This is a genomic window from Ruegeria sp. EL01 (assembly GCF_900313035.1).
Classification (GTDB): Bacteria; Pseudomonadota; Alphaproteobacteria; order Rhodobacterales; family Rhodobacteraceae; genus Ruegeria.
Genome location: NZ_OMPS01000026.1, coordinates 34375 through 57100, shown reverse-complemented (window position 1 = coordinate 57100; position 22726 = coordinate 34375). Strand labels below are relative to the sequence as shown.

The window sequence follows — 22726 nt, the reverse complement described above, 5'->3', positions numbered from 1 at the left end:
CATTTCGGCCCGTCGGCACCTGAGGGAGAGCAGGCATGAGTTGGAACCCGACCCACAACCCTGATTGCACGTCCGAGAATTCGGCACTCGACACCCTAATCATTCCACGTGCCCGCGATTTGGGCGGCTTCGAAGTGCGCCGGGCATTGCCCTCGGTCAATCGCCAACTGGTTGGTCCGTTTATCTTTTTCGACCAGATGGGTCCGGCCGAATTCATCACCGAAGGCGGCATCGATGTCCGTCCGCACCCCCATATCGGGCTTGGCACGGTAACCTACCTGTATCAAGGCGAGTTCGAACATCGCGACAGCCTTGGCACCCATCAGATGATCTACCCGGGTGAGGTCAACTGGATGGTCGCCGGGCGCGGCGTCACCCATTCCGAACGCACCAGTGACGAAACGCGTGGCAAAAGGCACAGCCTGTTTGGTATCCAGACGTGGATCGCACTGCCCGAAGCGCATGAGGATATGGCCCCCGATTTTGAACACCACAAACAAGGCGCGCTGCCCCATATTCAGGACAATGGCGTCAGCGCCCGCCTGATCCTCGGCTCGGCCTATGGTGAGTGCAGTCCGGTGACCATGCTGTCCGAGACGTTCTATCTCGACGTACAGCTGGATCCGGCTGCATCTTTTCCTTTGCCAGATGACCACGAGGATCGCGGTGTCTATGTGACCGAAGGCTCGGTCGAGATTGCGGGCGATGTGTTTGAGGCCGGTCGCATGATCGTGTTCCGGCCTGGCGACAAACTCTCGGTCAAGGCGGGACCCACGGGCGCTCGCCTGATGCTGCTGGGCGGCGCGACCCTGAACGAAGATCGCTACATCTGGTGGAACTTCGTCTCATCCTCGAAGGAAAAGATCGAAACCGCCACTCGCGAATGGAAAACCGCCGATTGGGCTAACGGCGCGTTCCACCTACCGCCTGGCGACGATCAAGACTTCATCCCGATCTCGCCAGAGCTTGAACGCACTAAACCAAGACGGGCGCGCTAAACGCCGAACCGTCAATTCCAATGACGATCTCGGATAAAGGATCGAAGGTTTCGACTGTTAAGCGAACATCCGACCGGAAATCCGCGTTGCAAGATACGTCGGGGCTGATAGCTTTGGTTCGGTTGTTTTCTGGTCACAAGGACGAAACGCTGTGCTGTGTAAGATTGGTGATGTCGAGGTCTGGAGAATCCTGGAAATCAACGGCCCGTTTTTGTCGCCAGAGGAACTGTACCCCAATGCCGGACCCGACGTTGCGGCGACAATTGAAAAGCACGTTCCAGGCGGTGTGTGCCCCCAATCGGGACGGCTTATTTTGCCCGTCCAAGGTTTTCTGCTGAAGACTCCAGACCACAACATCCTTGCTGATAGCTGTGTGGGAAATGACAAAACCATCCCGAAATACGCGGATTGGCACAAAAGATCCGGTACACGGTTCGTGGCTGCGCTCACCGCGGCGGGTGTGACGTTTGAGGATATCGACTACGTGCTCTGTACGCATCTTCACGCCGACCATGTAGGTTGGAATACCAAACTTGAAGATGGTCGATGGGTTCCGACATTCCCAAACGCGCGCTACATCCTACCCGCCGCTGATGAAGAGATGCAGCGGCAGAGCAACGGTGATCTCTATTTGGAAAGCGTACTGCCCGTTGTCGAAGCGGGGCAGGCCGACATCGTCCAGCCAGGTTACAAGCTGGGCGACTATGTATCGTTGATACCCACGCCGGGTCACACACCTGGCCACGTTTCCGTTCAGATCAAAAGCAAAGGCCAGGAAGCCATAGTGACCGGCGATGCACTGCATTCAACGGCCCAATGCTGGCACCCCGAGCGGCACTTTATCTACGACGCCGACAAGGAACTGGCAAAATCGTCACGTAGACACCTGCTAGAAAGCGCGTCCGAGGCAAATTGCATCGTCTTGGGAAGCCATTTCATGCTGCCCTCTCTGGGGCGTGTTAAGGCAGACCAGGATGCATTCCGATGGGAAGACCTTGAGTCTTAGTCGCAATAGCCAACGTCGCGGGCTATTGGGGCCTGTTTGCGAGGCGTTAACGGTGTTGTTTGAAGACCCACGTTTATGGCAGCAACCCAGACCTCAACAGCAAGGAAAACTTCCATGAAGCTTGTCATCGCAGGGGCGGGCAGTATCGGGTGCTATTGCGGGGCCCTGCTGGCCGATGCCGGGCACGAGGTGACCCTATTGGGGCGTGCCCGTGTGCTGGGTCCGATCCGGCAGCAGGGGCTGACCGTCACCGACTATTCGGGACTACATCGCACGGTTCTTGCCAACTCTATCATCCTTTCGGAAGATCCTGCCTGTCTCAGGTCTGCAGATCTGGTCATTGTGACCGTGAAATCTGGGGCAACTGCTGAGATGGCCGAGTTGATCAAAGTGCACACGCCTGCACATGCGTCGGTCCTGTCCTGGCAAAATGGGATGGAGAACGCCCGGACTCTGCGCACGATCCTGACCGATCGCGACGTGCGCGCCGGTATGGTGCCGTTCAACGTGGTGCCAACAGACCCGGGGACTTACCACCGGGCCACATCAGGCGAGATTGTGATTCAAGCTGGTTCCGGTGATCTGGCCGGGCAACTCAGCAGCCCGGATCTGCCGATCACCGCCAGTGATCAGATCGAAGCTGTGCAATGGGGCAAACTGGTGATCAATCTGAACAATGCGCTTAACGCGCTGTCCGGCCTGACGCTGCTCAACCAGCTGATGGATCGCACCTGGCGTCGTTTGATGGCCGATCAAATGTCTGAGGCTCTGACCGTTTTGAAGGCGGCGGGCCATCCGGTTGCCTCAACCACCCCGCTGCCAGCCTGGATAACCCCTCATATCCTGCGCCTGCCGACACCGCTGTTCAGCCGCATTGCCGCGCGCATGCTGACCATCGATCCCAGCGCGCGAACGTCGATGGCTTATGATCTGATGGCGGGTCGCCCCACGGAAATAGACAGTCTTCAGGGGGAAATCAGGCGTCTGGGCCAGCAAGTGGGCCTGCCGACGCCGATATGCTCTCGGGTTGCGGAATTGATCCGCCAAGCGTCTGAAACGCCGATGTTCCCGGATCAGATCAGACCCTGATTGCAATACTCGTCGAGGCGATACGCGATCTCTACGCGAATGCCGTCAGGACCAGGTAGATGATCGCCGATATCGATGCAGCGGCCGGAACGGTCACGATCCAGGCGGCAATAATGGTCATGAAATGCGACCGCCGCACCAGTTTTCGCCGCTGATACTCTTCACGCGCCAAACGGAGCCCGGGCTGATTACGACGGTTCGATTGCCATTCTCGGTAGAACCCAACGCCAAAAACGGCACCCACCGCGATATGGGTAGAGCTGACCGGCAACCCAAGCCAACTGGCCAAAATCACAGTGATCGCTGCCGACAGGGCGACGCAAAACGCGCGTATCGGGTTCAGCTTGGTGATTTGGCGGCCAACCATCCGGATCAGCTTGGGTCCGAACAGGAACAGACCAAACGAAATCCCAAACGCCCCGATGATCATCACCCATGTGGGAATCGGAACCTGCGCAGTGACATCACCGAACTCGGCCGCGTGCACAATGGCTGCCAGAGGGCCCACGGCATTGGCCACGTCATTTGCGCCATGAGCAAAGCTCAGAAACGTGGCCGAGATTACCAGTGGCAGGCCAAACAGTGCTTTCAGCGAGCGGGTTCTGTTCTCCATGCCTTCGGATTTTCGCCGCACCCAGGGGACGGTGACTGTCCAGACCAGGAGCCCTGTGGCCATCCCGATCAGTAACGCGATTTCAAGCTTGATGGTCACAACGCGCTGCAAGCCCTTGACGGCCAGATAGGTCACAAAAGCCGCGGCCATCAGCGCCACCAGAATCGGAACCCAACGCCGGGCGGCGGCGATCTTGTCGTCCTGAGACTGAATTTTGGCCCTGATCAACGCCAGAAATGCGGCTGCAATAACACCGCCCAGAACCGGTGAGATCACCCAACTGGCGGCAATCGCGCTCATTGTGGCCCAATTGACAGCGCCCAATCCCATCGCCGCAATCCCGGCCCCCATCACGCCGCCAACGACAGAATGTGTGGTCGAAACTGGCGCCCCGATCCAGGTCGCCAGATTGACCCACATGGCTGAAGAAATCAGCGCTGCCATCATTGCCCAGATCAGCACATGGCTGTTTTGAACCGACATCGGGTCGATTATGCCGCTTGAGATGGTGGATACAACTTCACCCCCGGCCAGCAACGCACCCGCGCTTTCGGCCACAGCAGCGATCGCGATGGCGCCGCCCATGCTCAGCGCGTTGGCACCCACCGCAGGGCCCATGTTGTTGGCCACGTCATTGGCACCGATATTGATCGCCATGTAGGCACCAAACGCCGCTGCGGCGATGATAATGAAGCCGCCATTGGCCTGTCCAAAAAGCACCGCCGCGACCAGCCCTGCCACGGCCATGAACGCCAGTGCAATTCCGGGCGCCAGCAAAGGACGCGCCACATAGGAATTGGCGACCTCGACGCGCGAGATCCTGTGCAGGTCCGTGTCCAGCGTCTGCCAGCGTGGTTTTGCGTTCGAATTCGGCATCTGTTCAATCAAGGCATTTGGGTAAACGCAGGCAGCTATTAGTTTATCACAGATGGGGCAACCTGCCTGCCATCAAGAAAATCAACGGTGGGTTACATTTGCAGCAGCAGCGACTGCAGTTCCGGCTCGCGCACGCGCTTGGCGGCGACCGAGGGGGACACCCAGCAGCGTTTGCGCTGATCAACCTCAGGGTAGTCATCTGACAATTCACTGACCCTGATACGATAAACATTGGTCAAAACCGGCTGGGCCGACCCGTTGTTCAAGATCTTGTCGTAAGTATATTGCCCTACGGGCTCTTTTTCGACGGTTTCGGCACGCACACCGGCCTCTTCCCACGCCTCCTGCGCGGCGGTTTCAGCCCCGTCCAGCCCGTCAATCGGCCATCCTTTGGGTATGATCCAGCGCCCAGTATCGCGGCTGGTGATCAAAAGCACATCTTCACTTGCACCCTGTTTACGGGTGCACAACGCCGCAAACTGCACCCGTCGAGGGCGCAGGAACAGAGGTCGTCCGACCTCTTCCCAGATGTTTCGTAGCCATGATCTCATGTGTCGCGCGTCATGTTATTCGAACTATGTGAAGCCGGTGAGACATAGCAAGAGAAGGGTAAAATTTCAACGTTACCGCATGAACTTGCCTGTTTTTGGCTGGTTTTCGGTTAATTTGCCCGGGCCATGTGGCAGTTCGGACTCAGTCCGCCTTATCTGCGTTTGGCTCTCAGGGTTGGATCCGCCTGTGTGGGGTCTTCGGGCCAGGGATGTTTGGGGTATTGTGCCCGCATATCCTTGCGCACATCCGCATAGGACCCGGCCCAGAACCCGGGCAGGTCACGGGTGATCTGTATGGGCCTTTGCGCCGGGGACAGCAGGGTGATCTTTAGCGGGGTACCACCAACAACCGGATGTTGCGTGACCCCGAACAATTCCTGCAGCCGGACCGAGATTTCCGGTGCCGCGCCGCCGTAGTCAATCGGAACCTTCCGTCCCAGTGGCGTTTCAAACGATCCCGGCGCGCGCCGGTCGACCTCTTGCGTTTGCGGCCAGTCCAGCCGCGCCCGCAAAGCAGGCAGCAGATTGAACCGTTTCCACTCATCGGCATTGCGCACCCCACCCAGCATCGGCAACAGCCAGTCTACCAGGCTGGCCATCAGGCCTTGGGGCGAGAAATCCGGTAACTCCACGCCATCGGCGCGCACCAGTTCGATCCGGGTCGCCAGTCGCGCCGCCGGGCCGTCCAGACGCAGCCCCAAATCCCGCACGCCGTCCAGCATTGCACGGGCAACGGCGTCCTGCGGTACGTCCTTCCAGGTACCGTCCCCCAGCGTGATCGCCCCGAACCTCTCCTGCCGCCGTGCGACGACGCGCCTGTCCCGTTTCGACCACTCACAGCTGTCGACCCAGCCAATCTGGTCTGCAAACAAATCCCGGATATCGCGTTCCGCAATCTGCAGGGCCATCCGAACACGTGCTTCTCGTGGATTTCCATCGGTGTCGGTGACCACCAGATAAGGGGCCGCCGCCAGCGTGTCACCGGAGTCGAGGACCGCACCTTTGCCGCCGGACAAGACATATCGCGGCTCATCCCCTTTGCGCCGTTGCCCAATTCGGTCGGGATAGGCGAGTGCTGCCATGGCAGCGGTGCTTCTGTCTTCGGACTCTTTCGAGGCTTGTGCCTTCAGGCGCTTGATCTCTGCCTTGATCCGGTCGGTAACATTTGTGTTCACCTGCCAGACCCGGTTGCGTTGAAAGGCCCGCACATCCCGCATCGCTTCGAGCCGCAGCGCTATGTCGGCAGGTGCTCCTCTCAGCGGGTCCCGCTCGGCCATCAACGCCGCCAAAGGGGCTGCCTGCGCGCCTGCAACCACCAGCATGTGCCCCAGCCGGGGGTGCAATGGCAACGCGGCCAAGGCGCGTCCGTGATCCGTGATCCGTCCGTTTCCGTCCAATGCGCCCAACATGGTCAGCAAAGCTCGCGCTTCGGCCAGCGAGCCTTCGGGCGGCGGCGTCAGAAACGCCAGAGCCGTCGCGTCCGCGCCCCATAGTGCCAGTTCCAGCGCCAAGCCGGTCAGATCTGCGGCTTCAATCTCGGCGGGGGGAAAGGCAGCCAAAGCGCCGTCCTCGCCCTTAGACCACAACCGATAGCACTGACCTTCGGCAACACGTCCCGCGCGCCCCCCGCGCTGGGTGGCTTCGGCCCGAGTGACCCGTTCCGTCACCAGTCGCGACATACCCGAGCCCGGATCAAACCGCGCCCGTCGTGCCTGACCCATATCGACCACGACCCGGATATCCGGAATGGTCAGCGAGGTTTCTGCGATTGATGTCGCCAGCACCAGTTTGCGCCCTTGTTTCACCGGCGCAATTGCGGCGCGCTGGGCGGCAAAAGGCATCGCCCCGAATAACGGACGTATTGTGCAATCTCCCGGAAGGCGTCCGGACAGCGCTGCTTCGGCGCGTCGGATCTCACCCTCGCCGGGTAGAAACACCAACATCCCGCCGCCTTCTGCCTGTGTGTCGCGTTCCGCCTGAACAACCAGATCGACCAGCGCATCCAGCCGTCGGACGCGCGCAGCTAACGGTCGGTCGAGCCACCGCGTTTCCACCGGATAGCTGCGTCCGGCCGAGGTCACCAGCGGCGCCTCCATCAACTGACCCACCGGTTCCGCATCTAGTGTCGCTGACATCGCCATCAGGATCAGGTCATCCCGCAGCGCGCCCGTCACCTCCAGACACAGCGCTAACCCCAGATCCGCGTTCAGCGAGCGCTCATGAAATTCGTCAAAAATCACTGCGCTGATGCCGGGCAGGTCAGGGGCGGATTGCAGCATACGGGTCAGAATGCCTTCGGTCACCACTTCGATCCGGGTCGCCCGAGAGGTTTTTGTATCACCGCGCACACGGTATCCGACCGTCTGGCCCACACGCTCACCCAATGTTTCCGCCATACGCTCGGCAGCCGCCCGAGCTGCCAGTCGACGGGGCTCCAGCATAACGATCTTACCCGCGCACAATCCCGCCTGGAGCATAGCCAGAGGAACCCGCGTGGTTTTGCCCGCCCCAGGGGGGGCTTGTAGCACAGCACGACCGTGCTTGCGCAAGGCATCCAGCAGTTCGGGAAGGGCGTCATCAATGGGCAGTCGCGTTGTCATCCGATCCTTATCCGCCATCCCAAAGGTGCCGTCCAGTTCTCGCGAGGGCGCGTAGGCTCCACGCCCTTGCCTGCTTTGATTTGCTCCGGCTCGGGCTGTGCGAAATGACGCACGCGCGGCATCGCGAAAATTCGTAGCTCCTGCGGGCTGGACAAACCGCCCCGGAAAACGGCAACTACTCGTGCCGCAATGATCGGGGTCAGAATGCAGACGGACAGCCTTGGTGACAGGATTTTGAATGGGGAACGTCGGGCGCTGGCCCGGGCGATTACTCTGGTTGAAAGCAACCGCGCGGATCACCGGGCGCAGGCCGCTGAATTGCTGGCACAACTGGCAGGCGCTGGGCGTCAGTCGCTGCGGATCGGGCTTTCAGGAACGCCCGGTGTGGGCAAGTCCACCTTCATCGAAAGCTTCGGTATGATGCTGACGGGGCAGGGGCTGCGCGTTGCCGTTCTGGCAGTGGACCCAAGTTCGGCCCGGTCGGGTGGTTCGATTCTGGGTGACAAAACCCGAATGGAACGTCTGAGCCGCGACCCAAACGCCTTTATCCGCCCATCCCCCAGTCAAACCCATCTGGGCGGTGTCGCCCGCCGCACGCGTGAAGCTATTGCCCTGTGCGAAGCCGCCGGGTTTGATGTCGTGCTGATCGAAACTGTCGGAGTAGGGCAATCCGAAACCGTTGTGTCCGAGATGTCTGATCTCTTTTTGCTGCTGCTCGCCCCGGCCGGTGGCGATGAATTGCAGGGCGTCAAGCGCGGCATCATGGAAATGGCCGACGTCATTCTGATCAACAAGGCGGACGGGGATCTCAAAGCCACGGCCACCCGTACCTGCGCAGACTATTCCGGCGCGTTGCGGCTGCTGCGCAAACGCCCGCAGGACCCCGAGGAATTTCCCAAAGCCATGACCGTCTCAGCGGTCGAGGAACAAGGGCTTGCGCAGGCATGGGACGAGATGCAGACCCTGACGCAATGGCGACGCGACAACGGGCATTGGGGCGCCAACCGTGCCGCGCAGGCGCGGTTCTGGTTCGATCAGGAGGTCCGGCATGCATTGCTGGCACGTCTTGACACCCCGCACGCACGCGCGTTGATGGATCAGCTTGGCACCGAGGTCGGTACCGGTCAGACCAGCCCGACCGCCGCCGCGGAACGCATGCTGGCCGAGCTGACCGGGGGCACCCGTTGAGTACTATTTGCGCTACTGGCCCTCGAGCCTCTCGAGCACAAAATCGGCGCGTTTTTTGATCGACATTTTTGGAAGCAGCGTGATCGAGTACCCCAACTCCTGAAGGGCGATTGCCAGCCGCTCATATTCGGCGACGGCGTCATCGAACCCATGGCGACGATCTTCATCCTGTGCGAAAATCTCCGGCCATGGCGGGGCCAGAAAGACATTCGTGGCGTAGTGTTTCTCAGGGCCAAGGGTATCATGAATGTCTGCGCCTGTTGCCACCTGCAATGCCACAGCTGCATCGATCAACCCTCGATCAAAGAACACAAAACCGTCCTTTTGTGTGGCCTGCTGAAGATCTTCATCCGCCATCATTATTGCGCGGCGCGCAAAGGCTTCCAGGTCGACCCAGGGAAGGGCAGTGCCTCTGCCAACCTTCTCTTCTGCGACGATCCGGCGACCGGGCTCGGCCACTGTCGATTGCCCTCTGCGCCCGAGTTCGTCAATCAAAGCCGACTTGCCGCCGCCAGAGCAGCCAGAAATCAAGATACGTTGGTTCATACTCATTGCCACACCACCCGCTGGTTGCCCTATCGCCTTTCAAAACCGCTGTCAGCACTTTGCCGGGCTGCGCGAAATGCAGGTGGTCAGTTTCAGAAGCCATGTCGTTGCGTTCCCCGGCACGCATGACAAAATGCAATGGACGCGCGCCTTGAATGGCCGCTTATGAAACGTGGGAATACCAAATCCCATTGAAGTGAGGCGCGACAATACCCTGTTTCAATCTACAAGAGTCAACTCAGCCATGCATTTGGAGGGCGGGGCCTTGGAATACCACGCCAGAACCACATGGACGCAACAGTGGCCTGTGATTGAGTGTAGGTTTGCGCAGGCTTCGCGGCCAAAGGGTGATTTACAGAGCCAAACCGACCCGTGCTGATCGAACCAGATTTCGCATCGTGATCTTAATGCGCAATCGATGGACTCATCGGAGCTCTCGATGAGTTTAACAAATGTCACACCAATCGACGATCCGCTGCGTCTTGCTGTTCCAATGCAAACATCAAAAAAGAACGCGGAGGTAGCAAATTCGCCTTTAGTCTCGTAAGCTGGTTTTGATTGCAACTCTGCGTTGTCTCTCGACAAAGCGGTAAAAGTGTTTTGGGAATTGTGCAAGCGCGCTTGCTAGATCGGACGAACGGGACTCGACGACCATGCCCAATATTGTAGGGACAAATGGCGCCGACAATATAGATGTCACCAATGACAACGGCACCCTGAACGGAACGGCGCAGGGAACGCCGATTGATGACATTCGGGCGCGTGGTGGGGCGGATACCATCACGGTGACCAACAGCACCATCACCGGACGGGTCCGCGGCAACGCTGGCAATGATGACATCACCATCACCGGCAGCACCGTCAATGGGCAGGTCAACGCGGGCAATGACAATGACACAGTCACTGTTCAGGGATCAAACATTGGCAATATCCGTCTAGGTCGCGGCAATGACACCCTTAATTTCCAAAGCACCGATGTGGTGGGCGATGTGCGGGGCGGAGTTGGCACGGATGCGTTGAACCTGCCCGTCGGGACTGTGATTACAGACAGCACATTTGGCCTGATCACGGTTTCCGCCGGGGTGAGCTATTCGCTGTCCAGCGGCACGTTCGAACTGCCGTCCGGCAAGATTGTGACTTATACGACGTTCGAAACCGGAACGGGGTTTCCCTGCTTTAGCCGGGATACTCTGATCAACGGTCCGCACGGCAAGACCCGGATACAAGACCTGAAAATCGGTGACGCTATCCCGACTGCAGGTAACGGACGCTGTCCAATTCGCTGGATTGGTCATCGGCGGTTTGACGCAAAGTCTCTGCGAGACAATCCCAAACTTCTGCCTGTGCGTATTGTGGCGGGCGCGTTGGGCCACGGCTTGCCGCAGCGCGACCTGCTTGTGTCGCGTCAACACCGTATGCTTGTCCAATCACAGATCGCTCAGCGCATGTTTGGCGCAGCCGAGGTATTGGTGCCTGCGATCAAACTGACCTCGCTGCCGGGCATCTTTGTCGATGAAACCGTGCAAAGTGTTGAATACTTCCACCTGCTCTTTGACCAACATCAGGTCATCTGGGCCGAAAATGCACCCACCGAAAGCTTGTTCACCGGCCCGGAGGCGCTCAAATCGCTCAGCGATGCGGCGCGGCAGGAAATTTTTTGCATCTTTCCTGAACTTTCCGGCATGGCCCATTCCGTTGATCCTGCCCGCATGATTCCATGCGGAAAGCAGCAAAAACAATTGGTCGCACGGCACCTAAAAAACAACAAACCGCTGTTGCAGACCGCAGGCCCGGTGTAAACCAACAGCCAGTAGCGTAAGGGTGCAAAGATTTCACTTTGTCCGTCTTGACCCTTCCTGCGATTCCCACTAAACGCATCCAACCAGTTTTCGGGCGCGACTTCGGGTTGCGCCCCTTGTGATTTGGCCGAGGGTCTTGTGCCCGGCCTCCAGAAACAAAGGAAGAAACCATGTCGCGCCGTTGCGAACTGACCGGAAAAGGCCCGATGACTGGCAACAATGTCAGCCATGCCAAAAACAGAACTCGTCGTCGTTTTCTGCCCAACTTGAACGACGTCACCCTGCAGTCGGAAACCTTGGGCCGTGGCGTCAAGTTGCGCATCTCGGCGGCCGCCCTGCGTTCGGTGGATCACCGTGGTGGTCTGGACGCGTTCCTGGCCAAAGCCAAGGACGACGAACTGTCCGACAACGCTCTGAAAGTGAAAAAGGAAATCGCCAAGGCACAAGCCTCGGCCTGATTCAACACTTCAGGTTTGGAATTCAAACCCTGCGCCCTTTTTGGACGTAGGGTTTTTTGTGCGCTGTTGTATTACCGGTTGCGCTTGCCCCTCGGCTTAGGCCGATGAGGCATCACTAGGGTGATGCTGCGTGGCTTGCCAGACATGTCACCATCTCCGGGATGGAATCCGGCCAGTCGTATCAGTTCTTTTTGAAGATGATGCAGCCGGAGGACGGGATTTCGTCCATGACATCTAGCGGCAATGAGGCGTCGAAACGAGCTACGAAATCACGTGCGGGTTCCGGCATGGTCCATTTTTGACCCAGCCCAAGCCAGACCAGCCGCTCAATGTTGAACACGAATCTGTTCTCAATAGCGTCAGTGCAGAAAAACCCATAGTTGACATCGTTGCGTTTTGCGGTCTCCTCGAAAAAGTTTCTCGAGAACATCCATTTGTCGTCCAGTTTCGAATAATCTAGTTCGGTGCGGTCCAGCGTCGTCATGGCATCGATCGTGAAGATGTAGGACCGGAAGAATTCTTGAATGTCGTCGGGTATGCCGTGCGAATAGTGGGAGCCGCGCGACAATTCATCCAGAAACATACGCAAGATCAGGTGGCCGACCTTGAAAGGTTCGGTAAATAGGCACAGACCGCCAGGCTTTAGTGATGGCAGAATGCGATCCAGAAACACGTCGGGCTCATTCAGGTGATGGACCATAGACGAGCCGAAAATCAGATCGAAGCTTTCGGGCTTCAAGTTGACCTTTTCCGCATTGGAGATAAATGGAACGATGTTTTTACTTACGTTGCGCTGCTCGGCGCGCTCGGCAAGGATTGCAACCATATCCGGGCTGATATCGGTGGCGTAAACTGACGCATCGGTCAACACATCTAGCATTGCAAATGTGGCATTGCCCGACCCACAGCCGATATCGAGTATGGTTTCAACGGAACTCAGTTCAAAGCTGGGAAAGATCTCCTTACAGCGGGCCAGAAGGCGCCTGTTCTGCTCTTCCAAACCAAAGTACCGTTCATCATACGTCTTGGCGTGTTCGCGAAATTGCTCGGTCGTACCATCCCCAATGGATCCGATAACGTCGGGTGTTACGTGAATACCTTCGGGATAGCCGTCGGCGTATTCCTTCAATAGAGACAAGTTCGGAATAAGCTGCAGATCAGGGTGGTCTTTCATTAACTTTCTCCTCGAATTCTCTAAATGCCGAATTCATAAAAATTCAACTTTTGACGATTTCTTTAGAGTTGAAAGCGGAACAATGAAAGTATCTTTGTGGGATGGGCAACTGCGTGAAGCCGAAATGCCGGGCAGGGGTGGAACGGTCAGGGCAAATGGCGGATTGCCGCCACTACTGTGTTGCGGCTCAACTGGATCAGGCTCGCAGGCAAAAACGCTTTGACTGGCCGGGTTTCTTTTCGGACGTGTTGCACGCGGTCAAGCAGTGCCTGACGATGTAAAGGAAGAAACCATGTCGCGCCGTTGCGAACTGACCGGAAAAGGCCCGATGACTGGCAACAATGTCAGCCACGCCAAAAACAGAACTCGTCGTCGTTTTCTGCCCAACTTGAACGACGTTACCCTGCAGTCTGAAACCCTGGGCCGTGGCGTCAAGCTGCGCATCTCGGCGGCTGCCCTGCGTTCGGTGGATCACCGAGGTGGTCTGGACGCGTTCCTGGCCAAAGCCAAGGATGACGAGCTGTCCGACAACGCTCTGAAAGTGAAAAAGGAAATCGCCAAGGCACAAGCCTCGGCCTGATCCTGTCTCAGTTGCAAGAATTCAGCCCTGTACCCACGTGGTACAGGGCTTTTTGTTTTGCATTATGAGATAGTTGTACCCTATTGTTTGTATTTTTAGATTAATTGCGCGTGTTGGTGACTTGGTTCACATACAACGGCGCGCGCGTGACCTAGATTGGACCTAGTTAAAGTCGGGGGCCAAGTTATGTCTTTAAGAAGTTTCTATTTTTTTCTGGTGCTGGCGGCTGTGTTTGGCAAAGTTGTTTCGGCGTGTTCCCGGATGCAACGGCGAGTGAATCGAACCCATACCAACCTGACCGAACGGCCTGTGAAGCGGTCTGGACTGGACTGGTAAGCCGGGTTCAGGCGCGACCCTTTGGCGCTTGAAGCGCCCTGAAGCGCTGGCCTATACCCGGGTCAGGATGAACGCCGTCATAAACAGAATTTTGCCCCTTATCCTCTCCCTGCTTGTGATTTTGACCGGGCAGGGCGTTGCTGCGTCGCGTGGTATAGACAATGCTGTGGGTCAGATGGTGCTGTGCACCGGTTCAGGCCCAGTTGTTGTCTATATGGATGCAAACGGGCAGCCGAGCGCGCCTCCGCATTATTGCCCGGACTACGCCCTTGCGCTGTTGGGCGCTGTTTTAGCGCCCCCTGTGATCCTGCCCGAAATTCCGCGGCAAACGCTGCCATGGCCACAGCGTCAAACCGGCAATTTGATTGCCTTGCCCAAACCCCGACAGCCCGCCCGCGCGCCACCTGTTTCTGTCTGAACATCTTTCAAACTTATTCAGACTTTTAGACAGGAGAGGCACAATGTCCTTCGAAACAACACTGCTCGCATCGCTGGCCGCCGTCGCGCTGGCGCTTCCCGCCCTCGCTGAGGGCACCATCAAGGTCGATGACGCCTATGCCCGATCCTCAGGTAAGGCCGCCAAGGCGGGTGCGGCTTTCATGATGATCCAGAATCAGGGCGATACTGACGATCGCCTGATCAGCGTATCCTCGGACGTCGCGGCACGGGTCGAGTTGCACACCCACAAGATCGATGAAAACGGCGTGGCCAAGATGGTTCGTGTCGAAGAAGGTTTTGTGATCCCGGCAGGCGAAACCCATATGCTGCAACGTGGTGGAGATCATGTAATGTTCATGGGCCTTTCTGCACCGTTCGAACAGGATGCGACGGTTCCGGTCACGCTGATTTTCGAGCAGGCTGGTGAGGTCGAGCTTGAGATTCCGGTCGATCTTGCGCGTCAGGACAAGGGTGGCCACGGATCGCATTCAAACTAGGCCACACCTGTCTTCAGGCCGCTTTGCGGCCGTCATCCATGCGTCAGGCCGGGCAAAGCCCGGCCTTTGACCATTGTGGTCAAAGGGTATAGGGACCACCGCTATTTGTGGATGGTCTTCATGCCCACCCGGTCGCCCGCCTGACGAAATCGCGCAGCCAGCCAGAACATCACAAGCGCAAATGTCAGCGCCGAGAACGCGATCGCCCATCCCAGCGCGACCAGACCGCTGCCGGGCCAGAACATCAGCATCAAACCGATGACACAGGCAATACCGCCTGAGATGCGCATGGTCGCGCGCTGCGGATCCTGATCGTACATTTGTTGCCCTGCCATCAACGAGCCGATTCCGATGATCAAAACCCAGGCCCCGATCAGGAAAAAGGCCAGACGGGCAGCACCTTCGGGCCACAACAGCAGAACGAGCCCGATCAGTACAGCGGCGATGCCGGCCCCCCCGACCAGACCGCGACGCCCGAATCCCATCAAGGTCAGGCCACCGTCCAGGATCAGCAAGGCCCCTACCAACCGCAGTAGTAACGCAATGCTGCTTGTCGGCCAGAACAGAGCCGCCAGGCCAACAGAGCCGGCCAAAACACCACGCAGAAGGAAGGTCCACCAGAGGTTGGCCAACTGATTGCCCAGTTGATCGCGGCCCGCCATGCTGTCGTCATCCACGATTTCGCCGGTTTGGGGGTCTTGGTCTGTCATGTGTCACGCTCCACCGAGTTTGAGATCAGAATAAACAGGAATATCAGTGCTGTCTTTAGTTTTGGCGGCTACAGTTCAATCCGTCTGCCGCAGCAGCCGGTCGACCCATTGAGGAACCGTTTCCGTCGCCTTGCCAACCAGCCGGTCATCAAACACCGATGCGCCCATGGTCGGTTCCAAGTTGATTTCGAGGGTTTGAGATCCTGCGGTCTGTGCCTCATGCACGAAAGCTGCTGCCGGATACACCTGACCTGATGTTCCGATGGCTGCGAAGATCGACGCGCTGGACAGGTGGGAATAGATCTCATCCATATGATAAGGCATCTCGCCAAACCAGACCACATCCGGCCGGGCTGTTGGTTCGGCGCAGGTGGGGCAGGGTTCACCCACAGCCATTTCCGGCGGCGCGGCCCAGCGATGCCCGCAAGTGGCACACAGCGCCCGGTCCAAACTTCCATGCATGTGGATCACATCCTCAGCGCCGCCCGCCTCATGCAGGTTGTCGACGTTCTGGGTGACAATGACCACGTCACCAGGCCATTCCGATTGTAATCGGGCCAGTGCCTGATGCGCCGCATTGGGGTGCACCTTGGCCGCCTGAACACGGCGCGCATTATAGAAGCCCTGCACCAGCGCGGGATCGCGGGCGAACCCCTCAGGTGTTGCGACATCCTCAATCCGATGTTGCGCCCACAACCCGCCTTCATCGCGAAAGGTGATCAGCCCGCTTTCGGCCGAGATTCCGGCTCCGGTCAATATCACGATCTTTTCCATATCTCCTCCGCGCGCTAAACCTTACCGCATGACCCACCGTATCCTCTTTGTCTGTCTCGGCAATATTTGCCGATCCCCCGCCGCCGAAGGTGTCTTTCGCAACCGCGCGCCCCATCACACAACCGACAGCGCCGGGACCATGGGTTGGCACGCTGGAAATGCGCCCTATGGACCGATGCAAAAAGCCGCTAGCGTCCGGGGCATCGATCTCAGCGACCTGCGTGCCCGCCTATTCACGGCGCAGGATTTCGACGAATTCGACCTGATCATTGGCATGGATGCCAACAACATCGCGGATATCGAAGACCTGCGGCCATCAGGCAACACCACGCCAGTCCACCTGCTGACTGAGTTCGCCCCCCAGACCGGTGCTGATCATGTGCCCGATCCCTATTACACACGGGATTTCGATGGCGCGCTGGACCTGATCGAGGCGGCGGTCACAGGGCTTGATGCGCATCTGTCGCGCTAATCAATCACCTTCAGTTGGTCATTCAACCAGGGCACCTGCGCCAGCGCCGGATCAATGATCTGGTTCTGCATCAGCCGCCGAGTCATGCCCGCGACCTCCTTCGGAACCTGGTCCGACCAGTCGGTTCGGGTGAACAGGGAAATGGTCCGGGAAAACGCACCGAACGGGGCAGGGTGTACCTCCAGCCCGTCATGGAAACGGGCCGCTCGCATATAGCCAAGCGGGGTGGTGATCGCCCAGCCCAGACCACGTGCAACCATCGCCATCAGCGCCATATGTGATCCGATCTCGAACCGTTCCTCGAACTCCATCTGCTGGCGCGCCAGATGGCCTTCGATCTGTCGGCTGATCAATTGCTCGCGCGCATAGCGCAGAAACGGTAGGTCGCGCAGCGCGGCTTCGACGCCGCCTGCGCCCTTGGGTGTCGCCAGAATGAATGGATCCTGAACCAACGGATATTCAACCACGCCTTCCAGGACTTCGCCGCTATGGGCCGAGATCGCCATATGCAGCCGTTGCGCCTCAAGCGCTTCGAACAGATCAAGGCTGGACAATGTGATCAGCTTGAATTTTGATCGGGTCAGACTGTCGGCCAGCAACGTGGCCAGACGCGGAGTCAGATCATTATCGAAGTCATCGATCAACCCGATAGACAGCGTCGTCAGATGACCCAGATCCATAACCGACAGCTCGCTCTGCGCCATCTGCAGTTCGGCCAGCACCGATTCCGTGCGGGCCAAAAAACTGCGCCCGGCCTGCGTTAACCGCATAGGACGCCGTCCATGATCCACCAGATCGGTGCCCAAAGCCTTTTCCAGATTGCGCAGTTGCTGGCTGACCGAGGGCTGGCTGAGCCCCGTGATCTCGGCCGCCTGCGCCACCGATCCCGTTCGCGCCAGAGCCTCGAACACTTCGAGCCCGCGCAGAGTCAGCCCCTTCATCACCATGAACAATCCCTTTCGCTGCGCCTTTTCTGAGGGGCAGCGGGGATCAGGTCAAGCGTTCAGATGGATGCCTACCGACAGAGCGCCTGAGCCAGTTGGCCAAAAGCCTGATACCGATCCCACAACGCGTCATCGCGCGCAGATTTCGACATCTTCAGCACTTGCGCCTGATGCGGATCGGAAAACCATTTGGCGACCTTGCTCTGATCGCCACTTGTCAGGGTGTCATTGGCGACGCCCTGAATGCACCTGCACCGCTGCCGCGTCGCCGCCTGCCGGTCGGATGCCAGACACGCCCGCTTGATCTGAGACGCCTCAGCTGCCACCGGCGCCACCACCGAAATCGACGTGGCACAAAGTGCGATTAAGAGGAACTGTTTCATGTAAAGCCTCGTTTTTGCCTGCCCGGAGAGATCTGCGCCCCTCTCAGTCTGCCGCGGAGTATGAATCAAAGTGGTTAAGGGATCAATCATGCGTTGCGAAAAAGTGAATACACGAGTCGGAAACACTCTACCCCGTCGGCCGGGCTTCAGCCCGGCGTTGGTCAGGGTATGAATTTGAGCCATCCCTCGACGGCCTCGATAAGGGCCTGAACTTTGTCCGGATGAGCGGCTAGATACGTGCCACCTACGACCAGGATGCTCCACTTGATTGCGGTATCTAACGCCAGATCTGCTTTGTGACCACTCCATCTGAGCAGTGCCGTCAAACCACTTTTTAGCGCCCCAAGCGCGATCTCCAAGCTGCCTCGATCCGGTGTCGGCTTGGCGACTTCATCTTCAATGTCGCCGATTGCTTTCCAGACTAGGTCCATCGACGAAACCAAGTCTTTTGGGTCTTCAATGGCCTCCGGCGGATAGTTTCCGCCGACTCCGTGTCTTGTAGTTCGATTGCCGGCGTGGATACCTCGAAAATTTTCAAGAGCCATCTCGACTTTTATCTTCGCGATTTCCTCTGCAACCGCGTCTGGCCCAGCACTCCAGATCGCGTCATCGATTAGAGCTACGCGTTCCTGTAGCTTCCAGTCCAATGGTTTGCCTTCAAGAAATCCGTTGTACCAATCGGACCAAAATGTCCAAACCTCGCCTGCCGAAGATAGCCCGTGTTCGAAGTAGATTGTCACGTAGTGAGGCTTAGAGGTGAACTCGCTTTCGTTTTCTGGAGAAAAAAGCTCTTGCCGTAACGCATCCTCCGGAGAGTGGAAACGTATGTCGTTTTGAAGATCAAAAACATCCTCCGCTACGCTATCCTTGAAATCAATACTAGACAAATCTTCGACTGCAGAACTCCGCCAATCGGAGCGAGACCCAGCGTTGGGAAAGAGTAACCTCAGCGCTTCGCGAGCGGACGTGTTTCCCGCGAAATAGTTGGCGACTATCTGAGAGGTTTCAGAAACCCAAACATGCCTCTCCTCAGTTAAGTCAGTTTGCTCGAATTTTGTGATCAAAGTTTCTGACATGGAAATGAGTTCGCCCCATCTGAAACTCTGACGGTCAGGGCCGCTATGTTGCGCGGCCACAGCACAACAAATGCCTAAGCGGAAGCAGTGGAGCACAATCTGTTCTCGGCCTCGCACCCAAACAGCTTCCTCTGGCCTCTCCCATTCTTGTGGAGTCGTGAGTTCTAGAAGATGTCTAAGATAAATACGTGCAATCGCTGAACGTAACATTTCGTCCTGAGAAGAGCTCAGGATTTCATCGAGCCGCCTTCTAAGAAGCTCTGGATAGTCAGCCATAGTTCCGAAACCTGATTGTTGCAGAAAAGGCGCTCTCTCGGAAGTAGGAGCCATTGACCACCGTTATAAAACAAATCATATCCCCAACCCATGACAGACCTCGCTCATATCCGTAATTTCTCCATCGTCGCGCATATCGACCATGGCAAATCAACCCTTGCTGACCGGCTCATCCAAGAGACCGGGACAGTCAAGGATCGCGACATGAAGGAACAGCTGCTCGACAGCATGGATATCGAGCGGGAACGCGGCATTACGATCAAGGCCAACACGGTTCGCATCGACTATACCGCCGATAATGGCGAGCAATATGTGCTGAACCTGATCGACACCCCCGGCCATGTCGACTTTGCTTATGAGGTCTCGCGCTCGATGCGTGCGGTCGAGGGCTCGCTGCTGGTTGTGGACTCCACCCAAGGGGTCGAGGCGCAGACGCTGGCCAATGTTTACCAAGCCATCGACGCCGATCATGACATCGTTCCGGTGCTCAACAAGATCGACCTGCCTGCGTCCGATTGTGACCGCGTCGCCGAACAGATCGAAGACGTGATTGGCATCGACGCATCCGAGGCCATTCAGGTCAGCGCCAAGACCGGGCAGGGCATCCACGAGACGTTGGAATCCATCGTCACCCATCTGCCCGCGCCCAAGGGCACGCTCGACGCGCCGCTCAAGGCGATGCTGGTGGATTCGTGGTACGATGCCTATCTCGGCGTCATCGTTCTGGTTCGTATCATGGACGGCACGCTGAAAAAGGGGATGCGGGTCAAGTTCATGTCGAACAACACCCTGCACCATGTCGATCGCGTCGGCGTCTTCCGCCCCGAGATGGAGATGGTCGACAGCCTCGGCCCCGGTGAGATCGGCTTTCTCACCGCCTCGATCAAACAGGTCCGCGACACCCGAGTCGGCGACACCATCACCAATGACCGCAACGGCACCGAAGAGGCTCTGACAGGCTTCAAACCCGCGCAGCCGGTGGTGTTCTGTGGCCTCTTCCCCGTCGACAGTTCCGAATTCGAAGACCTGCGGGATGCGATCGACAAACTGGCGCTCAACGACGCCAGCTTCAGCTTTGAGATGGAAACCTCGGCAGCACTTGGCTTTGGCTTCCGCTGCGGCTTTCTGGGCCTGCTGCACCTTGAGGTCATCCGCGACCGCATCGAGCGCGAATATGATATCGAGCTGATCACCACCGCCCCGTCGGTGATCTACCACGTCTTCATGAAAGACGGCGAGATGATCGAGCTGCACAACCCCGCCGACATGCCCGATCCGTCGAAGGTCGACCATATCGAGGAGCCGCGCATCAAGGCGACCATTCTGGTGCCTGACGAATTCCTCGGCGACGTGCTGAAACTCTGTCAGGACCGCCGCGGTATCCAGATGGACCTGACCTATGCGGGCAGCCGCGCCATGGTCGTCTATGACCTGCCCCTGAACGAGGTTGTCTTTGACTTCTACGACCGCCTGAAATCGGTGACAAAGGGCTATGCCAGCTTCGACTACCAGATGACCGGCTATACCGAGGACGCGCTGGTCAAGATGTCGGTGCTTGTGAATGACGAACCGGTCGACGCGCTGTCGACCATGGTTCACCGCGACCGGGCCGAGATGCGGGGCCGTGCGATGTGCGAAAAGCTCAAGGACCTGATCCCGCGCCACATGTTCAAAATCCCGATCCAGGCCGCCATCGGAGGCAAGGTCATCGCCCGCGAGACCCTCTCAGCCCTGCGCAAGGACGTGACCGCCAAATGCTACGGAGGAGACGCCACGCGGAAACGCAAACTGCTGGACAAGCAGAAGGCGGGTAAAAAGAAGATGCGCCAGTTCGGCAAAGTTGATATTCCTCAGGAGGCGTTCATCTCAGCGTTGAAAATGGATGGGTAAACTTTGGATAACAACGATTACAAAGACGAAGTAATTGAACGAATTGCAGCAGTAAGAAAATCATTCCCTTTACAGCCAATTGTATTTGTCGGTTCTGGATTGAGCCGCAGGTGGCTTTCGATGCCTACATGGAAGGATCTCCTAGGTTGGGCAATTGACGAGTGCTCTGACATCAAGAAACCGCTAAACTTCTTCATGCAGCAAGAGAATGGTGATTTATCTCTGGTTGCATCAAGGATTTCCAAAGACTATCAGTCTTGGGCTTGGGGGGATGGCAGAGAACACTTTCCAGATATTCTTTTTGAGTCTGAAGTTCCGAAAGATATATACTTAAAGTATCATATTTGCAGATACTTAAAGTCATTTGGGGTGAAGGTTATTGATGATCACTCTGCCGAAGCGGAGGCCTTTTCCTCTATACGCCCGCAGTCTGTGATTACTACTAATTATGACAAACTAATCGAAGCTGTCTTGCCGGACTATCAACCAGTTCTTGGGCGCGGGTTAATTACTGCACCGTTTGCGAATATCGGTGAGATTTACAAGATTCACGGAACAGTAGATAAGCCGAGTTCAGTTGTAATAACGCATGATGACTACTCAGGTTTTTCGCAGCGGCGCAAATACTTAACTGCAAAACTACTCACTTTTTTTGCCGAACATCCGATTCTGTTCGTCGGTTACAGCATTGAAGATGAGAACATTCGGAATGTCTTGCATGATCTTGATCAAGCAATGGAGATTCCGGGTGATTTAGTCTCGAACGTTTTTGTGCTTTCCCGACCTACCGCTCCAAACCCTGCCACGGAGAAAATTGTACAAGTTTCACCGAGCAAAGGAGTCAGAGTACAAGCGATCGAAGCGGAAGATTTCCAATGGGTGTTTGAGGCGCTCGGGCACAACGCGCCCTTAGCCAATGTTAACCCACAAGTTTTGCGCGCAATTCTTGCGAGATCATATCACCTCGTAAGAAAGGATATCCCCCGCCAAATGCTAGAGGTTGATTTTGATCTAATTTCTACAAAGACGAGTTCCGAAGAAGAATTTGCGAAGCTATTTGGTATTGCTGATTTGCAACCTGCGACGGAGTTCTCGGCTAAGTACCCATTCAATCTGACAGAAGTTGGAAAGAAGCTTGGTTTTCCGGGGTGGCATCGCGCTAATACACTGATCGCGAAGATTCGAGACGAAACGGGAGTTGATATCAAGGCTTCTGACAACCAATACCACTGCACTGTCCGGATTAGTAAGAAATCAAAGGCTCAAATGTACTCACAAGATGCGGTTGATCTGCTTGCCTGTGTGCGCGATGAACAGCCGTACAATGTGGAATTAGTGGGAGCGCCTGAAGACGATCAAGCGTAGGTACTTATCACCGCTTCGCACGATGCCGAGCACCACCCGCCCGGCGGCACCGCCGTGCCGCGCCGACCCGCCGCCATGGGGCGGCGC

22 protein-coding genes are annotated in these 22726 nt (G+C 57.3%); 12 read left to right on the top strand and 10 right to left on the bottom strand.

Going from position 1 to position 22726, the window contains the following annotated elements; all coding sequences use genetic code 11:
* Nucleotides 1–35 precede the first annotated feature (35 nt).
* The 3 genes from D9K61_RS11485 to D9K61_RS11475 all read left to right on the top strand — a co-directional run bounded on the left by D9K61_RS11485 (nt 36) and on the right by D9K61_RS11475 (nt 3093).
* On the top strand, nt 36–998 hold the full coding sequence (locus D9K61_RS11485) for a pirin family protein (RefSeq protein WP_120633389.1): 963 nt from the start codon (nt 36–38) through the stop codon (nt 996–998).
* 151 nt (nt 999–1149) lie between these two features.
* A complete protein-coding gene (locus D9K61_RS11480) occupies nt 1150–2004 on the top strand; it encodes an MBL fold metallo-hydrolase (RefSeq protein WP_254055747.1) in 855 nt (284 codons plus the stop codon).
* A gap of 114 nt (nt 2005–2118) precedes the next feature.
* On the top strand, nt 2119–3093 hold the full coding sequence (locus tag D9K61_RS11475) for a 2-dehydropantoate 2-reductase (protein WP_120633454.1): 975 nt from the start codon (nt 2119–2121) through the stop codon (nt 3091–3093).
* Between the two features lie 31 nt (nt 3094–3124).
* Here the strand turns inward: D9K61_RS11475 and D9K61_RS11470 are convergent, their stop codons facing one another.
* The 3 genes from D9K61_RS11470 to hrpB all read right to left on the bottom strand — a co-directional run bounded on the left by D9K61_RS11470 (nt 3125) and on the right by hrpB (nt 7733).
* On the bottom strand, nt 3125–4582 hold the full coding sequence (locus tag D9K61_RS11470; RefSeq protein WP_120633388.1) for an inorganic phosphate transporter: 1458 nt from the start codon (nt 4580–4582) through the stop codon (nt 3125–3127).
* 92 nt (nt 4583–4674) lie between these two features.
* On the bottom strand, nt 4675–5133 hold the full coding sequence (locus tag D9K61_RS11465; protein ID WP_120633387.1) for an NUDIX hydrolase: 459 nt from the start codon (nt 5131–5133) through the stop codon (nt 4675–4677).
* A gap of 152 nt (nt 5134–5285) precedes the next feature.
* On the bottom strand, nt 5286–7733 hold the full coding sequence (gene hrpB / locus D9K61_RS11460) for an ATP-dependent helicase HrpB (protein WP_120633453.1): 2448 nt from the start codon (nt 7731–7733) through the stop codon (nt 5286–5288).
* A gap of 204 nt (nt 7734–7937) precedes the next feature.
* On the opposite strand from hrpB, the gene meaB reads away from it, so the two are divergent.
* Nucleotides 7938–8921 (top strand): methylmalonyl Co-A mutase-associated GTPase MeaB, encoded by a 984-nt coding sequence (gene meaB, locus D9K61_RS11455; protein WP_120633386.1) that lies wholly within the window; start codon nt 7938–7940, stop codon nt 8919–8921.
* A 12-nt stretch (nt 8922–8933) separates the two neighbouring features.
* On the opposite strand, the gene D9K61_RS11450 is transcribed toward meaB, so the two are convergent.
* Nucleotides 8934–9467, bottom strand: a complete 534-nt coding sequence (locus D9K61_RS11450; RefSeq protein ID WP_120633452.1) for an AAA family ATPase — start codon at nt 9465–9467, stop codon at nt 8934–8936.
* A gap of 653 nt (nt 9468–10120) precedes the next feature.
* Between D9K61_RS11450 and D9K61_RS11445 the strand changes: the two genes are divergently transcribed.
* Nucleotides 10121–11266, top strand: coding sequence for a Hint domain-containing protein (locus D9K61_RS11445; protein WP_120633385.1), 1146 nt, complete (start codon nt 10121–10123; stop codon nt 11264–11266).
* A 170-nt stretch (nt 11267–11436) separates the two neighbouring features.
* Entirely contained in the window at nt 11437–11724 is a 288-nt protein-coding gene (gene rpmB, locus D9K61_RS11440; protein ID WP_120633384.1) for a 50S ribosomal protein L28, read from the top strand.
* Between the two features lie 181 nt (nt 11725–11905).
* Here rpmB (D9K61_RS11440) and D9K61_RS11435 read toward each other — a convergent pair whose 3' ends face one another.
* Nucleotides 11906–12898, bottom strand: a complete 993-nt coding sequence (locus D9K61_RS11435; RefSeq protein WP_120633383.1) for a class I SAM-dependent methyltransferase — start codon at nt 12896–12898, stop codon at nt 11906–11908.
* Nucleotides 12899–13190: 292 nt separating this feature from the next.
* Here D9K61_RS11435 and rpmB (D9K61_RS11430) point away from each other — a divergent pair, with 292 nt between their 5' ends.
* From rpmB (D9K61_RS11430) to D9K61_RS11420, 3 genes are all read left to right on the top strand, one after another.
* A complete protein-coding gene (gene rpmB, locus D9K61_RS11430; RefSeq protein WP_120633384.1) occupies nt 13191–13478 on the top strand; it encodes a 50S ribosomal protein L28 in 288 nt (95 codons plus the stop codon).
* A 364-nt stretch (nt 13479–13842) separates the two neighbouring features.
* Entirely contained in the window at nt 13843–14232 is a 390-nt protein-coding gene (locus D9K61_RS11425) for a hypothetical protein (protein ID WP_254055746.1), read from the top strand.
* Between the two features lie 43 nt (nt 14233–14275).
* Nucleotides 14276–14749, top strand: a complete 474-nt coding sequence (locus D9K61_RS11420) for a copper chaperone PCu(A)C (protein ID WP_120633381.1) — start codon at nt 14276–14278, stop codon at nt 14747–14749.
* A gap of 101 nt (nt 14750–14850) precedes the next feature.
* Here D9K61_RS11420 and D9K61_RS11415 read toward each other — a convergent pair whose 3' ends face one another.
* Together D9K61_RS11415 and D9K61_RS11410 are read right to left on the bottom strand one after the other, a co-directional pair.
* Nucleotides 14851–15459 (bottom strand): HdeD family acid-resistance protein, encoded by a 609-nt coding sequence (locus tag D9K61_RS11415; protein WP_120633380.1) that lies wholly within the window; start codon nt 15457–15459, stop codon nt 14851–14853.
* Between the two features lie 75 nt (nt 15460–15534).
* Nucleotides 15535–16233, bottom strand: coding sequence for an NAD-dependent deacylase (locus D9K61_RS11410; RefSeq protein WP_120633379.1), 699 nt, complete (start codon nt 16231–16233; stop codon nt 15535–15537).
* A gap of 28 nt (nt 16234–16261) precedes the next feature.
* Here D9K61_RS11410 and D9K61_RS11405 point away from each other — a divergent pair, with 28 nt between their 5' ends.
* Nucleotides 16262–16705 (top strand): low molecular weight protein-tyrosine-phosphatase, encoded by a 444-nt coding sequence (locus tag D9K61_RS11405; protein WP_120633378.1) that lies wholly within the window; start codon nt 16262–16264, stop codon nt 16703–16705.
* Here the strand turns inward: D9K61_RS11405 and D9K61_RS11400 are convergent.
* From D9K61_RS11400 to D9K61_RS11390, 3 genes are all read right to left on the bottom strand, one after another.
* Complete coding sequence (locus tag D9K61_RS11400) at nt 16702–17652, bottom strand: LysR family transcriptional regulator (RefSeq protein ID WP_120633377.1); 951 nt, start codon at nt 17650–17652, stop codon at nt 16702–16704. The genes D9K61_RS11405 and D9K61_RS11400 overlap by 4 nt on opposite strands.
* Nucleotides 17653–17720: 68 nt before the next feature.
* The gene (locus D9K61_RS11395; RefSeq protein ID WP_120633376.1) at nt 17721–18032 is read right to left on the bottom strand and encodes a hypothetical protein; all 312 of its coding nucleotides are present in this window, start codon (nt 18030–18032) and stop codon (nt 17721–17723) included.
* Nucleotides 18033–18193: 161 nt separating this feature from the next.
* Complete coding sequence (locus D9K61_RS11390) at nt 18194–19384, bottom strand: hypothetical protein (RefSeq protein ID WP_120633375.1); 1191 nt, start codon at nt 19382–19384, stop codon at nt 18194–18196.
* Nucleotides 19385–19474: 90 nt separating this feature from the next.
* On the opposite strand from D9K61_RS11390, the gene lepA reads away from it, so the two are divergent.
* Together lepA and D9K61_RS11380 are read left to right on the top strand one after the other, a co-directional pair.
* Nucleotides 19475–21274 (top strand): translation elongation factor 4, encoded by a 1800-nt coding sequence (gene lepA, locus D9K61_RS11385; protein ID WP_120633374.1) that lies wholly within the window; start codon nt 19475–19477, stop codon nt 21272–21274.
* A gap of 3 nt (nt 21275–21277) precedes the next feature.
* A complete protein-coding gene (locus tag D9K61_RS11380) occupies nt 21278–22639 on the top strand; it encodes an SIR2 family protein (protein ID WP_162946842.1) in 1362 nt (453 codons plus the stop codon).
* Nucleotides 22640–22726 lie beyond the last annotated feature (87 nt).

What these genes read in the sequence shown, in the direction of transcription:
- D9K61_RS11485 (WP_120633389.1), top strand. Translation starts at nt 36, where the DNA reads ATGAGTTGGAACCCGACCCACAACCCTGATTGCACGTCCGAGAATTCG.
- D9K61_RS11475 (WP_120633454.1), top strand. Translation starts at nt 2,119, where the DNA reads ATGAAGCTTGTCATCGCAGGGGCGGGCAGTATCGGGTGCTATTGCGGG.
- D9K61_RS11470 (WP_120633388.1), bottom strand. Translation starts at nt 4,582, where the DNA reads ATGCCGAATTCGAACGCAAAACCACGCTGGCAGACGCTGGACACGGAC.
- D9K61_RS11465 (WP_120633387.1), bottom strand. Translation starts at nt 5,133, where the DNA reads ATGAGATCATGGCTACGAAACATCTGGGAAGAGGTCGGACGACCTCTG.
- hrpB (WP_120633453.1), bottom strand. Translation starts at nt 7,733, where the DNA reads ATGACAACGCGACTGCCCATTGATGACGCCCTTCCCGAACTGCTGGAT.
- meaB (WP_120633386.1), top strand. Translation starts at nt 7,938, where the DNA reads ATGCAGACGGACAGCCTTGGTGACAGGATTTTGAATGGGGAACGTCGG.
- D9K61_RS11450 (WP_120633452.1), bottom strand. Translation starts at nt 9,467, where the DNA reads ATGAACCAACGTATCTTGATTTCTGGCTGCTCTGGCGGCGGCAAGTCG.
- D9K61_RS11445 (WP_120633385.1), top strand. Translation starts at nt 10,121, where the DNA reads ATGCCCAATATTGTAGGGACAAATGGCGCCGACAATATAGATGTCACC.
- rpmB (WP_120633384.1), top strand. Translation starts at nt 11,437, where the DNA reads ATGTCGCGCCGTTGCGAACTGACCGGAAAAGGCCCGATGACTGGCAAC.
- D9K61_RS11435 (WP_120633383.1), bottom strand. Translation starts at nt 12,898, where the DNA reads ATGAAAGACCACCCTGATCTGCAGCTTATTCCGAACTTGTCTCTATTG.
- rpmB (WP_120633384.1), top strand. Translation starts at nt 13,191, where the DNA reads ATGTCGCGCCGTTGCGAACTGACCGGAAAAGGCCCGATGACTGGCAAC.
- D9K61_RS11420 (WP_120633381.1), top strand. Translation starts at nt 14,276, where the DNA reads ATGTCCTTCGAAACAACACTGCTCGCATCGCTGGCCGCCGTCGCGCTG.
- D9K61_RS11415 (WP_120633380.1), bottom strand. Translation starts at nt 15,459, where the DNA reads ATGACAGACCAAGACCCCCAAACCGGCGAAATCGTGGATGACGACAGC.
- D9K61_RS11410 (WP_120633379.1), bottom strand. Translation starts at nt 16,233, where the DNA reads ATGGAAAAGATCGTGATATTGACCGGAGCCGGAATCTCGGCCGAAAGC.
- D9K61_RS11405 (WP_120633378.1), top strand. Translation starts at nt 16,262, where the DNA reads ATGACCCACCGTATCCTCTTTGTCTGTCTCGGCAATATTTGCCGATCC.
- D9K61_RS11400 (WP_120633377.1), bottom strand. Translation starts at nt 17,652, where the DNA reads ATGGTGATGAAGGGGCTGACTCTGCGCGGGCTCGAAGTGTTCGAGGCT.
- D9K61_RS11395 (WP_120633376.1), bottom strand. Translation starts at nt 18,032, where the DNA reads ATGAAACAGTTCCTCTTAATCGCACTTTGTGCCACGTCGATTTCGGTG.
- D9K61_RS11390 (WP_120633375.1), bottom strand. Translation starts at nt 19,384, where the DNA reads ATGGCTGACTATCCAGAGCTTCTTAGAAGGCGGCTCGATGAAATCCTG.
- lepA (WP_120633374.1), top strand. Translation starts at nt 19,475, where the DNA reads ATGACAGACCTCGCTCATATCCGTAATTTCTCCATCGTCGCGCATATC.